Origin of the sequence: Mesorhizobium sp. M4B.F.Ca.ET.089.01.1.1, assembly GCF_004022605.1 — a bacterium.
GTDB lineage: Bacteria > Pseudomonadota > Alphaproteobacteria > Rhizobiales > Rhizobiaceae > Mesorhizobium > Mesorhizobium abyssinicae.
The window spans coordinates 1-11755 of the sequence record NZ_RZOS01000162.1 but is presented as its reverse complement, the minus strand read 5'-3'; the positions used below and the strand labels follow the sequence as shown (position 1 = coordinate 11755).

The window sequence follows — 11755 nt, the reverse complement described above, 5'->3', positions numbered from 1 at the left end:
TCCTTTTCCCGGGCAAGGGCATATTGATGCGCCGGGATGCCAATGCCGGCGCCGAGGCGATGGCGCGCTGCCTTGCTGATGTCGCCATCCGCGTCGACCCGGCGGCGCGCGTCAACTATCTCAGCATCGAGGAGAATGCCGAGCTCCTGAACTGGGACGCCGAGAAATACCGCCAGGAGCTCAACCGGCGCGCCGGCAGCGTGCTGCAATGATTGCGCTTCATGCCGGCAGTTCGGGTGCATGCGCCATCGGTCGTCACGCCGTCGGGCAGGCCTGAACAGGAGACTGGAATTTGGCCTTCACGCTCTCCCTCAACACCAATCCGCTGGTCAACCGCTTTGCCGATCCGGACGACCTGATCGACGCCATCGCCTATGACATCGGCATAAGGGACGTCCAGCTCACACATGAATTCGTCAATCCCGGCTGGCCGGCGGCGACGATCGCCAAGTTCGTCCGGCTGTTCCAGGCAGCACTTTCCCGCACCGGCGTGCGCATCACGTCCGGCATGACCGGCCCCTATGGTCGGCTCAACCATTTCGGCCATCCCGATGCCGACGTGCGCCGCTACTATGTCGACTGGTTCAAGACCTTCGCCGCCATCTCGGCCGAGCTCGGGGCCAGCGGCATCGGCACGCAATTCGCGATCTTCACCCACAGGGACTACGACGATCCCGAACGCCGCGCCCGGCTGCTCGACATCGCGATGGAATGCTGGCGCGAGGTCGCCGATCATGCCAAGGCGGCTGGCCTCACCTACCTGTTCTGGGAGCCGATGTCGGTCGGCCGTGAATTCGGCCATACCATCGACAGCTGCCGCGCGCTGCACCGGGAGATCGAGGCAGCGGGCTTGGCCATCCCGCTGCAGATGATGGTCGACATCGACCATGGCGACGTCACCTCCAGCAACCCCGCCGACATCGACCCTTACGCCTGGGCCGAGGCCTTCCCGAAAGAGTCGCCGATCATCCACATCAAGCAGTCGTCGATGAACAAGGGTGGCCACTGGCCCTTCACCGCCGCCTACAACAGGGATGGCCGCATTACTCCGGAGAAATTCCTGGAGGCGGTGCGGCGCGGCGGCGGCACCGACAACGAGATCTGCCTGGAACTGTCATTCCGCGAGCGCGAGCCGGTCGATCACCAGGTCGTCGCCATGATCCGTGAATCGGTCGACTACTGGGCGCCGTTCATCGACGCAGGCAGGGCTCATCTGCGGGCAAAATAAAGGGCGGGGCCGCTGCGGCTCCCGCCCTTTGAACTTTCGGTCAGACAGACCTCAGCCGAACTTCGGATCGAGGCTGCCCGCCTTGTAGCGCTTGGCCATGTCCGACAGCGGGATCGGCTTGATCTTCGGCGCATTGCCGGCGGTGCCGAACTGCTCGAAGCGCTCCTTGCAGAGCTTCTTCATCGCCGCCATGGCCGGCGTCAGGTATTTGCGCGGGTCGAACTCGCTCGGGTTCTCGGTCAGCACCTTGCGGATGGCGCCGGTCAGCGCCATGCGGTTGTCGGTGTCGATGTTGATCTTGCGCACGCCGTGCTTGATGCCGCGCTGGATCTCCTCGACCGGAACGCCCCAGGTTGGCTTCATCTGGCCGCCGTACTTGTTGATGATCTCCTGCAGATCCTCCGGCACCGACGACGAGCCGTGCATGACCAGGTGCATGTTCGGCAGGCGGCGGTGGATCTCCTCGATCACGTTCATCGCCAGCACCGCGCCGTCCGGCTTGCGCGAGAATTTGTAGGCGCCGTGGCTGGTGCCCATGGCAACCGCCAGCGCGTCGACATGCGTGTCCTTGACGAACTCCACCGCCTGTTCCGGATCGGTCAGAAGCTGGTCGTGGCTGATCGCGCCTTCGACGCCATGGCCGTCTTCCTGCTCGCCGCCGCCGCTCTCAAGCGAGCCGAGCACGCCGATCTCGCCTTCGACCGAGACGCCGCCCCAATGCGCCATGTCGACGACGCGGCGCGTGATGCCTGAATTGTAGGCGTAGTCGGCCGGCGACTTGCCGTCTTCCTTGAGCGAGCCGTCCATCATCACCGAGGTGAAGCCGTACTGGATCGCGGTGACGCAGGTGGCTTCGTTGTTGCCGTGGTCGAGATGCATGCAGACCGGGATGTCGGGGTGGATTTCGACCAGCGCGTCGATCAGCTTGGCAAGCACCACGTCATTGGCATAGGCGCGCGCGCCGCGGCTGGCCTGCAGGATGACCGGCGACTTGGTCTCCTCGGCCGCCTCCATGATGGCGAGGCCCTGTTCCATGTTGTTCATGTTGAAGGCCGGCACGCCATAGCCGTGTTCGGCGGCATGGTCGAGCAATTGTCTCAGTGTGATGCGAGCCACCCAATAGTCTCCCGTAACTGGTTTCGAATTCGGTTGCTGGCTGTTCGACCGTCGTCCAGCCCGCCGATGCTTCTGGCCGGAATCCCGGCGGACCGCAACCGTCCGGCACGTCGCAGGGAGCAATTCTTGTTACAGGTCGGCAATCTCCGGCAAAGGAAAATCCCACGCCATTGTCACATTATCACAGATATTATGATATGAATGCGATATCCGTTGTTATATATGGAAGAGCGACCAAAGCGCCCGGACGCTCGGAGGAACCGCGGAATGAAGAGCGACAGCCGCCGGCAAGGCGTCATGGATTTCCTAATGGAGGCCGGCACGGCGTCCGTCGACGATCTCGCCGCGCGCTTCGGCGTCTCGAAGATGACCGTTCATCGCGACCTCGACGAGCTGGAGGAGAGCGGCTTCCTGCGCAAGGTGCGAGGCGGCGCCTCGATCCAGCCGAGCGGCCTGTTCGAGAGCGATTTCCGCTACCGGCAAAAGCAGGCGGTCGGTGAGAAGCAGCGCCTTGCCGCCGCCGCCGTCGCCATGATCGAGCCGGGGCAGACGGTGATCATCGACGACGGCTCGACGGCGGGCGGCATTGCCGGGCACCTCGCCGATCTTCGCCCACTAACCGTGATCTCCAACAATCTGGCCGTCATCCAGGATCTCGCCGGTGTTGGCGGCATCACGCTGATCGCGCTCGGCGGCCAGTACAGCAAGAAGTTCCACGGCTTCTTCGGCCTGCTCGCCGAGGAGACGCTGAAATCGCTGCGCGCCGACGTCGCCTTCCTCTCGTCCTCAGCCATCCACGGCGCCTCGGCCTTTCACCAGGACGAGGAGGTGGTGCAGACCAAGCGCCTCATGATGGCGGCCGCGGGGCGGAAATATCTGCTGGTCGATCACGGCAAGTTCGGCCGCACGGCGCTGCATTTTCTCACCGACCTCAAGGCGTTCGACGCGGTCTTCACCGGCAGCGAACTCGGCCAGCCTGTGCGGGACGAGTTGGAAGCCACAGGGGTTTCGCTGACGGTTGTCGATGGCAAGGAATAGGGGAGCGGTACGCGCGTGGTCTACTGGGTCGGTACAAGCTGGAAGATGAACAAGACGCTCGCTGAGGCGCTCGCATTCGCCAGGGCGCTGGCCGGCTTCGCGCCGGGGTTCGACCAGCGCATCCAGCCCTTCGTCATTCCGCCCTTCACGGCGGTGCGCGAGGTCAAGCAGGCGCTGGCCCCGACGCGCATCAAGGTTGGCGCCCAGAACATGCACTGGGCCGATGCCGGCGCCTGGACCGGTGAGATCTCGCCGCTGATGCTTGGGGATTGCGGCCTCGACCTGGTCGAGCTCGGCCACAGCGAACGGCGCGAGCATTTCGGCGAGACCGACCACACGGTCGGCCTGAAGACGGCGGCGGCGGCCAAGCACGGCCTGATCCCGCTGATCTGCGTCGGCGAAACGCTGGCCGAGCGCGAGAGCGGCAAGGCCGATGCGGTGCTGACCGCGCAGGTCGAGGGCGCGCTGCAATTCCTCGAAGGCGAGGCGAGGGGCGCAAAGATCCTGTTCGCCTATGAGCCGGTCTGGGCGATCGGCGACAAGGGCATTCCGGCCAGCTCCGACTATGCCGACAGGCAGCAGGCGCTGATCAAGACGGTTGCCGGCGGCCTGCTGCCTGCCGTGCCGCCGGTGCTCTATGGCGGCAGCGTCAACCCCGGCAATGCCGCCGAACTGATCGGCCAGCCAAACATCGACGGCCTCTTCATCGGCCGCTCCGCCTGGCAGGCGGAGGGCTACATCGACATCCTCCAGCGCGCCTCAGCCGCGATCTGACATCATCCGACCAGGAAAGGACACGACCATGAGAATAGCCATCGGAGCCGACAGCGCCGGCAAGCCGCTGCTCGACGTCATCGCCGCCCACCTCGCCACCAAGCCCGGCCTGACCGTCAGCGACCTCAGCCAGGCCGGCTTCTATGCCGACCTGTCGCAGAAACTCGCCCAGACCATCGTCGACGGCGAGAACGATCGCGGCATCCTGTTCTGCGGCACCGGCATCGGCGTCTCGATCTCGGCCAACAAGGTGCCGGGCATCCGCGCCGCACTCACCCACGACACCTATTCGGCCGAGCGCGCGGCGAAATCCAACAATGCCCAGATTATCACCATGGGCGCCCGCGTCATCGGTCCGGAGCTCGCCAAGGCGATCGTCGATACCTGGCTCGCCTCGGAATTCGACGAGAAGGGGCCGTCGGCCGGCAATGTTCAGGCGATCAACCGTTTGGATGCAGCAAAGGCCTAATTGAGACTGCTTCGCATCGCGCCGATGACGGTGACGGCCGAGGCAGCACCCGGGTCGATATGGCCGAGCGAACGCTCGCCAAGCCGCGAGGATCGGCCCTTGGCCGCGATCATGTCCTTGGTCGCTTCGGCGCCGCGTTCGGCGGCGGTCAGCGCGGCCTGCAGGCTCTCGGCCAGGCTTTTGCCCGCGGCATGCGCGGCGGCGGCCGCCTCGGCCGCCGGCTGCCAGGCGTCGATCATCGTCTTTTCGCCGATTTCGGCCTTGCCGCGATCCTTGATGCCCTGCGCCATCGCCTGGACCATGGCGATCACATCGTCTGCCGCCAGCGTCGCCTTGCCTTTGACGGCGGCGGCGGCGCGCATCAAGGCGGTCGCGTAAAGAGGTCCCGATGAGGCGCCGACGGCGTTGAGGAAGGATTTCGCCGCAGTGTTGAGCAGCGCCGTCGGCTCGATCGCCGCTAGGTCGAGCGCGGCGAGCGCATCGCGCGCGGCATTGAAGCCGAGGGCCATGGCGATGCCGTGGTCGGCGTCGCCGATGACGCCGTCGAGCTGGCAAAGCCGGTCCTTGTCGGCCTCGATCGCCGTGGCGATGGCATCGAACATTCTTTTCAGCTCTGCCGTTCCGATGGCGGTCATGGACAGTCCCCTCAGCCGGCGCGGAACATGGCGCAGTCGCAAGGATGGTCGAGCAGGGTCTGCAACTCGCCGTCGAGATGCTCCAGTGTCAGCGAGGCGCCAGCCATTTCGAGCGAGGTGCAGTAATTGCCGACCCAGGTCGCATGCACCGAGACGCCGATGTCGTCGAGCCGCTGCTTGACGCGCCGGTTCATGATGTAGAGCTCCATCAACGGCGTCGAGCCGAGCGAGTTGACCAGCACCGCGACCTTGTCGCCGCGCGACGGCGCCATCTCGGCAATGATCCTGTCCAGCATCTCGTCGGTGATCTCGTCAGCGGTCCTGAGCTTGCCGCGCGCGATGCCGGGCTCGCCATGGATGCCCATGCCGATCTCCATCTCGTCGGCGCCGATCTCGAAGTTCGGCCGCCGCGTCTGCGGCAGCGAGCAGGGCGACAGCGCCACGCCCATGGTGAAGGTGTGGTCGTTGGCGTTCCTGGCGATGCGCTCGACCTCGTCGAAGGAGAGCATGCGCTCGCAGGCCGCGCCCGCCGCCTTGAAGATGAAGAAATTGCCGGCGACGCCGCGCCGCTTCTGCCGCTGGTCGCGCGGCGCCGAGGCGACGTCGTCGGTGGTCAGCACCGTGCGCACCTCGATGTCGTCCATCGCCGCCATCTCGGCCGCCATGTCGAAATTCATCACGTCGCCGGCATAGTTGCCGTACATGAACAGGACGCCCGCGCCGCCGCTCACCGCCTTGGCGCATTCGAGGATCGGGTCCGGCGGCGGCGAGGCAAAGACATTGCCGATCGCCGCGGCATCCGCCAGCCCCTTGCCGACGAAGCCGAGAAAGGTCGGCTCGTGGCCCGAGCCGCCGCCGATGACCAGCCCGACCTTGCCTGGCCGTGGCCCGTCGCGTGCGATGATCGAGCGCGGGCTGCCGTCCACGCTCCTGAGGTGGCGAGGATGCGCGGCCAGTATTCCTTCCAGCATCTCGTCGACGGAACGGTTGCCGTCGTTGATGATCTTCTTGGTCTGCACCGGCATCCTCCCGATCTCGGTTTTTTCGCGATATTAGAGGCTGTTACCGGGATTGCCACCCCGGCAACCGCGCCTCACGCCGCGATCTTTTCCCGCGCCGCACTTATCTCGACGCAGGCCTTGGCCGCTTCCTTGCCCTTGACCTGGAAGTGCTCGAAGAAGAAGCGGTGGTGCTCGGCGCTGTCGTGATAGTTGTGCGGCGTCAGCACCGCCGAAAGCACCGGCACGCCGGTCGCAAGCTGCACGGTCATCATCCCGTCGAGGACGGCGCCGGCGACGAAATCGTGCCGGTAGATGCCGCCATCGACGACGAAGGCGGTGCCCAGGATCGCGGCATAGCGGCCGGTCTCGGCGAGGGTCTTGGCATGCAATGGGATCTCGTAGGCGCCGGGCACGTCGAAGACGTCGACGGTGAAGCGGCCGCCGCCGAGAACGGCAAGCTCCGCCTCGAACGCCGTCACGCACTGGTCGACGATGTCGGAGTGCCAGCGCGCCCGTATGACGGCAACGCGGCGGATTTCATAGTCTTTTGGGGAATGCTGATTCATGGGTCCATCCTTCCGTTTCGAACCAGAATCAGGACGCACGATACGAAAACCCGGTCCGCGCGAGCGGCCCGTCCTTCCGTTCGTTCTCTTTCATCCGGACTGTGACCGTCGGCTCCGGAATCACACCGGATCTGCTGACCTTCCCTTCCGGGAAGCGCTCGCGGGCTTGAGCCGAGGCTCTTACCGCCGGTGGGGACTTTCACCCCGCCCTGAGAACTTTAACGGTGAAGCTATGGAGGGGGAGGGCGGCGCTGTCAATTAGCGCCGTCGCCGCAGCTGCCAATCTCCCTCCTTGTGGCTAACCACGCTCCGGGAACATCGCCTTCAGCCCTTCGCGCGAGGCCTTGGCGACGCCGCGCTCGGTGATCAGGCCGGTGACAAGCCGCGCCGGGGTCACGTCGAAGGCCGGGTTTGCCGCCGGCGTCGCTTCCGGCGAGACGCGCACCTGGGCGATCTCGCCCTTGGCGTTCTTGCCCCAGACCAGCGACACCTCGTCACCGGAGCGCTCCTCGATCGGGATTTCGGCGAGCCCGTCGCCCACCGTCCAGTCTATGGTCGGCGAGGGCAGCGCGACATAGAACGGCACGTCGTTGTCGGAGGCGGCCAGCGCCTTGAGATAGGTGCCGATCTTGTTGCAGACGTCGCCGTCGGCCGTCGTGCGGTCGGTGCCGACGATGACCATGTCGATCTGGCCACGCTGCATCAGGTGGCCGCCGGCATTGTCGACGATCAGCGTGTGCGGCACCCCGTGCCCGGCCATTTCCCAGGCGGTCAGCTGGGCGCCCTGGTTGCGCGGCCTGGTCTCGTCGACATAGACGTGGACCGGAATGCCGGCCTCGGTCGCCAGATAGATCGGCGCTGTGGCGGTGCCGTAGTCGACGGTCGCCAGCCAGCCGGCATTGCAGTGGGTCAGGATGTTGACTGTCTCGCCCGGAGCTTTTCGCGCCGCGATTTGCTTGATGATGGCAAGCCCGTTCTCGCCGATGGCGCGGTTCAGCCCGACATCCTCATCGGCGATCTCCGCTGCGCGCTTGTAAGCGGCCTCGGCGCGCTCGTCCGGCGGCAGCGGCTTGAGAAAGCGCCGCATCTCGTCCAGCGCCCAGCGCAAATTGATCGCCGTCGGCCGCGTCGCGTGCAATGTCTCCCAGACGGCGTCGAGCGCCGCATCCGACGGGTCGTCCTCCATCTGGATGGCGACGCCATAGGCGGCAGTGACGCCGATCAGCGGCGCGCCGCGCACCCACATGTCGCGGATCGCGGTGGCGATGCCGGGAACGGTGCCGATCTTCTCGATGCGGAACTCATGCGGCAGCCAGCGCTGGTCGATGATCTCGACCGAGCGGCCGTCGCCGCTCAGCCAGATGGTGCGGTAGTGGCGCTCGCCGACGTTCAAAGGCTGCTCTCCTGTTCGATCCGCGCGGCCAGATTGTTGACCTCGTCGATGCCATGGATCTGGCGCCGGTTGACGGCGATGTGGCGGCCGAACTTCAGCGCCTTGGCCTCGCATGTGGCGCGCAGATCCTCATCGGCAATGGCCTCGAAGTCGGCATTGTGGGCGAGGCCGAGGATGCGCCGGTGCACCTCGATGCCGGCAAAGCCGAGCAGGTCGGTCCAGATCGAATGCAGCATATGGTCGAGCGCCTGCTCGGCGCCGAGCCGATCGCCCTGATCCTCGAACAGGCTTCTGTGGTAGAGCATGCCGGTGCGCTCGGTTCGCCACAGATGCGAGAACTCGGCGCGGAACACAGCCCAGGTCTCGGCGGTGACCCCAAGCAGATAGGCGCGCATGGCGTCGCGTTTTTCCGTCTGCTCATGGCCGCGCTGCGAGAAGAACGACATCCAGAAATTGGCGAGCAGCATGCCGACATCGAAGGCGATCGGTCCGTAGAAGGCGAACTCCGGGTCGATCATCCGGGTTTCTGTGTCGGTGACCATGATCGAGCCGGAATGCAGGTCGCCATGCAAGAGCGTCTCGGCATTGGCGGCAAAAAGATGCTTCAGTCGCTGCGCCTCGACCTTGAGATCGCGGTCGGCGCGCAGCTCGGCGACCAGGCCGTCGAGCTGCGGCGACGTATGCCGGTTCAGCTTGGCGTCGAAATAGGGATCGGTGAACACCAGGTCCTCGGTGATGCCGCAGAGCTCGACATTGTCGGCGAACAGCGCCAGATCGGCTTTGCGGTCCTTGGTCGGCATATGCAGGTCGGAGCCGCGGAACAGGGTGCGGGCCATGAACAGGCCGATGTCGCGGGCGATGTTCGGCAGTTGCCGGCCTTCGATCAGCGCACGCCGCAGGATGATGTGCGGCGGCGCCAGGTATTCCATGACGATCAGCGCCTGCGCCTCGTCGAAATGGTGGATTGCCGGCACCGAGCCGGGCGCTCGGCGCTCCTGCCTGGTCAGCGCGTGATACTCGAAGAAGGAGCGCTTCAGCGGCAGCGGCCAGCTGTCGCCGACCAGCCGCACGTAGGGCAGGGCCTGCTTGACGACGACCGCGCCTTCGTCGCCCTCGACGATGAACACCAGGTTGAGATTGCCGTCGCCGACCTCACGCACCTTCCAGCGCCGGGCATCCTTGCCGATCTGCGCGGTGACGGCCTCGTTGGCGCCGAGGCGCGCCGGCAGCGTTTCGACCGATAGTGCTTCGAACGGCGGTTTCTGCGTCATCATCATCCTCTCGCTTATGCGCTCCGAACATAACGGAGGCATGGCGGCGGGGCCAAGCTAGGAAGCAAGCTGGCAATTGTCAATCGTGTTGACAAATGCCGATATAGCCCATAGCGTCGGGGTCAGGGAGGAATGAATGGGCACTGGTGCCGTGTTCCGCGTGGACGGACTGAGGAAGTCCTTTGGCCATATCGAGGTGCTTGGCGGCATCTCGCTCGACTTGCATGCGGGCGAAGTCACCGTGCTGATGGGCGCCAACGGCGCCGGCAAATCCACTCTGGTCAAGATCGTCAGCGGCGTTTACGAGCGCGGCGGCGGCATGATGCATCTCGCCGGCGAGGACTTCGCGCCGAACACGCCGGCCGAGGCGATCCGCGCCGGCGTCGTCACCGTGCATCAGAACATCAATGACGGTGTCGTCGCCGACCTCGACGTCGCCACCAACCTGACACTCGACAGGTTGACCGGCAGCGGCGCGCCGACTTTCTTCAATCCGGGCCGGGTGCGCCGCGAGGCCAGGGCCGTCGCAGATCGCATGGGGCTCGCCATAGACCTCAAGGCCCGGGTCAGCGACCTGTCGCTGGCAGACCGGCAGATGGTTGCGATCGCGCGGGCCATGGCGCACCGGCCGAAGGTGCTGATCCTCGACGAGCCGACCTCGTCGCTGTCCAGCGCCGAAGCCGACCGGCTGTTCGCGCTGATCGACCGGCTGCGCGAGCAGAGCGTGGCGATCCTCTACATCTCGCACCGCATGTCCGACATCCGCCGCCTTGCCGACCGCATCGTCTCGATGCGCGACGGCGTGGTGAGCGGCGTGTTCGACAACAAGCCGCTCGACTATGAGGGCGCCGTCAACGCCATGCTCGGCCGCAAGATCCATCTCGACCGGGTGGTCGCGAGAAGCTCGGCGCGTGCCGTCTTCACCGCGGAAGGCCTGCGGATCGCGCAAGGGTCGAAGCCGATCTCGATGACGCTCGGCGCCGGCGAGGTGGTGGCGATCACCGGCTTGGTCGGCGTTGGCAAGACGGCGCTGGCCGAAACGCTGTTCGGCGTGCGCAGGCCGCTCGCCGGCGGCATGACCATGGACGGCAAGCCCTATGCGCCGGCATCGGCCGGCGAGGCGATAGCCGCCGGCGTCTTCCTCGTCGCCAAGGACCGCGCCACCAGCGGCATCGTCGGCGGCTTCAACATCGAGCGCAATATCAGCCTGCCCTTCCTCAAGCGCATGTCAGGCTTCGGCATCATGAAGCGCCGCGCCGAACGCGGCATCGCACGCCGGCAGATCGACGAGCTCGCCATCGTCTGCCGTTCGGAGAGGGACGAGCTTTCCGCACTTTCAGGCGGCAACCAGCAGAAGGTGATGGTCGGCCGCTGGATGTCGCAGGATGCAAGACTGTTCATCCTCGACGAGCCGTTCCAGGGCGTCGACATCTCGGCCCGGCGCGACATCGCCGCCAAGCTGCGAGCCAGCGCCGACGGCCGCGCCACGCTGCTCTTCGTCACCGAGCTCGACGAGGCGCTGGAGACGGCGGACCGCATCCTGGTGATGTCGGAGCAGACGATCGTCGGCGAACACAGGAACGAAGACATCGATCTCGAGCGGCTGCTTGCCGAAGTGGCGGGCGGCCCGCTGCACAGCGCGGCGTGAGAGCATGGACAGGAATGGAGCAGGCATGCGTTGGACTGACACGGCAACGGCGCCGGAGAGCGCTGCATGACGGTGCGTGACTACGCCATCCGCTACGGCTTCATCGTCCTTCTGTTCGGCCTGATCGCCTATTTCGCGGTCGCCGCCGACGGCTTCGTCTCGCCGCAAAGCGCGGTCTTCATCTTCCAGTCCGTCGCCATCACCGGCGTGCTGGCGCTCGGTGTCACCGCCACCTTGGTGGTCGGCGGCTTCGATCTGTCGATCGGTTCGGTCGCCACCAGCGCCATGATGGCGGCCGCCTATGTCATGGTGGTGCTGGAACAGAACGCCGTCGTCGCGGTCGTCGTCTGCCTGCTGATCGGCGCCGCCGTCGGCCTGATCAACGGCTGGCTGATCGTCTATATGCGGGTGCCCGACCTGCTGGCCACGCTCGGCATGATGTTCCTGCTCGTGGGCCTGCAGCGCATCCCGACCGAAGGCCGCTCGATCGCCACCGGCATGACCATGCCCGACGGCTCGGTCGCCAACGGCAAGTTCGGCGAAGCCTTCCTGGCGCTCGGCCGCCATCGCTTCGATTTCTTCGTGCCGAACCTCGTTCCGGTGTCGGTCGTGGTGC

General features: G+C 65.8%; 11 protein-coding genes, 2 pseudogenes and 1 riboswitch. Of the genes and pseudogenes, 7 read left to right on the top strand and 6 right to left on the bottom strand.

Annotated features, from left to right (window positions below; translation table 11 throughout):
• Together EN780_RS16905 and EN780_RS16900 are read left to right on the top strand one after the other, a co-directional pair.
• Positions 1-212: pseudogene (locus tag EN780_RS16905) on the top strand (class II aldolase); the annotation flags it as partial.
• Between the two features lie 80 nt (positions 213-292).
• Positions 293-1228: a TIM barrel protein gene (locus tag EN780_RS16900; protein WP_128274769.1), complete on the top strand. Its 936-nt coding sequence runs from the start codon at positions 293-295 to the stop codon at positions 1226-1228.
• Positions 1229-1279: 51 nt separating this feature from the next.
• On the opposite strand, the gene fba is transcribed toward EN780_RS16900, so the two are convergent.
• Positions 1280-2344 (bottom strand): class II fructose-bisphosphate aldolase, encoded by a 1065-nt coding sequence (fba, locus tag EN780_RS16895; protein WP_127310708.1) that lies wholly within the window; start codon positions 2342-2344, stop codon positions 1280-1282.
• 267 nt (positions 2345-2611) lie between these two features.
• Between fba and EN780_RS16890 the strand changes: the two genes are divergently transcribed.
• Genes EN780_RS16890 through EN780_RS16880 form a run of 3 tightly spaced genes read left to right on the top strand, consistent with a single transcriptional unit; the run spans position 2612 to position 4625 of the window.
• Positions 2612-3382: a DeoR/GlpR family DNA-binding transcription regulator gene (locus EN780_RS16890; protein WP_128274768.1), complete on the top strand. Its 771-nt coding sequence runs from the start codon at positions 2612-2614 to the stop codon at positions 3380-3382.
• A 15-nt stretch (positions 3383-3397) separates the two neighbouring features.
• Positions 3398-4156, top strand: coding sequence for a triose-phosphate isomerase (locus EN780_RS16885; protein WP_128274767.1), 759 nt, complete (start codon positions 3398-3400; stop codon positions 4154-4156).
• 28 nt (positions 4157-4184) lie between these two features.
• Complete coding sequence (locus EN780_RS16880; protein ID WP_127285484.1) at positions 4185-4625, top strand: RpiB/LacA/LacB family sugar-phosphate isomerase; 441 nt, start codon at positions 4185-4187, stop codon at positions 4623-4625.
• Here EN780_RS16880 and dhaL read toward each other — a convergent pair.
• The 5 genes from dhaL to mtnK all read right to left on the bottom strand — a co-directional run bounded on the left by dhaL (position 4622) and on the right by mtnK (position 9491).
• Positions 4622-5260 (bottom strand): dihydroxyacetone kinase subunit DhaL, encoded by a 639-nt coding sequence (dhaL, locus tag EN780_RS16875; RefSeq protein WP_128274766.1) that lies wholly within the window; start codon positions 5258-5260, stop codon positions 4622-4624. The genes EN780_RS16880 and dhaL overlap by 4 nt on opposite strands.
• Positions 5261-5271: 11 nt before the next feature.
• A complete protein-coding gene (locus EN780_RS16870) occupies positions 5272-6279 on the bottom strand; it encodes a dihydroxyacetone kinase subunit DhaK (protein WP_128274765.1) in 1008 nt (335 codons plus the stop codon).
• Positions 6280-6353: 74 nt separating this feature from the next.
• Positions 6354-6827, bottom strand: coding sequence for a 6,7-dimethyl-8-ribityllumazine synthase (locus EN780_RS16865; RefSeq protein WP_128274764.1), 474 nt, complete (start codon positions 6825-6827; stop codon positions 6354-6356).
• Positions 6828-6905: 78 nt separating this feature from the next.
• A riboswitch (FMN riboswitch) is annotated at positions 6906-7048 on the bottom strand.
• A 77-nt stretch (positions 7049-7125) separates the two neighbouring features.
• Positions 7126-8220 (bottom strand): S-methyl-5-thioribose-1-phosphate isomerase, encoded by a 1095-nt coding sequence (gene mtnA, locus EN780_RS16860; protein WP_128274763.1) that lies wholly within the window; start codon positions 8218-8220, stop codon positions 7126-7128.
• Positions 8217-9491: an S-methyl-5-thioribose kinase gene (gene mtnK / locus EN780_RS16855; RefSeq protein ID WP_128274770.1), complete on the bottom strand. Its 1275-nt coding sequence runs from the start codon at positions 9489-9491 to the stop codon at positions 8217-8219. The genes mtnA and mtnK overlap by 4 nt, the downstream gene beginning before the upstream one ends.
• Before the next feature lie 136 nt (positions 9492-9627).
• On the opposite strand from mtnK, the gene EN780_RS16850 reads away from it, so the two are divergent.
• Complete coding sequence (locus EN780_RS16850) at positions 9628-11139, top strand: sugar ABC transporter ATP-binding protein (protein ID WP_128274762.1); 1512 nt, start codon at positions 9628-9630, stop codon at positions 11137-11139.
• A 66-nt stretch (positions 11140-11205) separates the two neighbouring features.
• A pseudogene (locus tag EN780_RS16845) lies at positions 11206-11755 on the top strand (ABC transporter permease); the annotation flags it as partial.

What these genes read in the sequence shown, in the direction of transcription:
- mtnK (WP_128274770.1), bottom strand. Translation starts at nt 9,491, where the DNA reads ATGACGCAGAAACCGCCGTTCGAAGCACTATCGGTCGAAACGCTGCCG.
- EN780_RS16865 (WP_128274764.1), bottom strand. Translation starts at nt 6,827, where the DNA reads ATGAATCAGCATTCCCCAAAAGACTATGAAATCCGCCGCGTTGCCGTC.
- EN780_RS16880 (WP_127285484.1), top strand. Translation starts at nt 4,185, where the DNA reads ATGAGAATAGCCATCGGAGCCGACAGCGCCGGCAAGCCGCTGCTCGAC.
- dhaL (WP_128274766.1), bottom strand. Translation starts at nt 5,260, where the DNA reads ATGACCGCCATCGGAACGGCAGAGCTGAAAAGAATGTTCGATGCCATC.
- EN780_RS16890 (WP_128274768.1), top strand. Translation starts at nt 2,612, where the DNA reads ATGAAGAGCGACAGCCGCCGGCAAGGCGTCATGGATTTCCTAATGGAG.
- EN780_RS16850 (WP_128274762.1), top strand. Translation starts at nt 9,628, where the DNA reads ATGGGCACTGGTGCCGTGTTCCGCGTGGACGGACTGAGGAAGTCCTTT.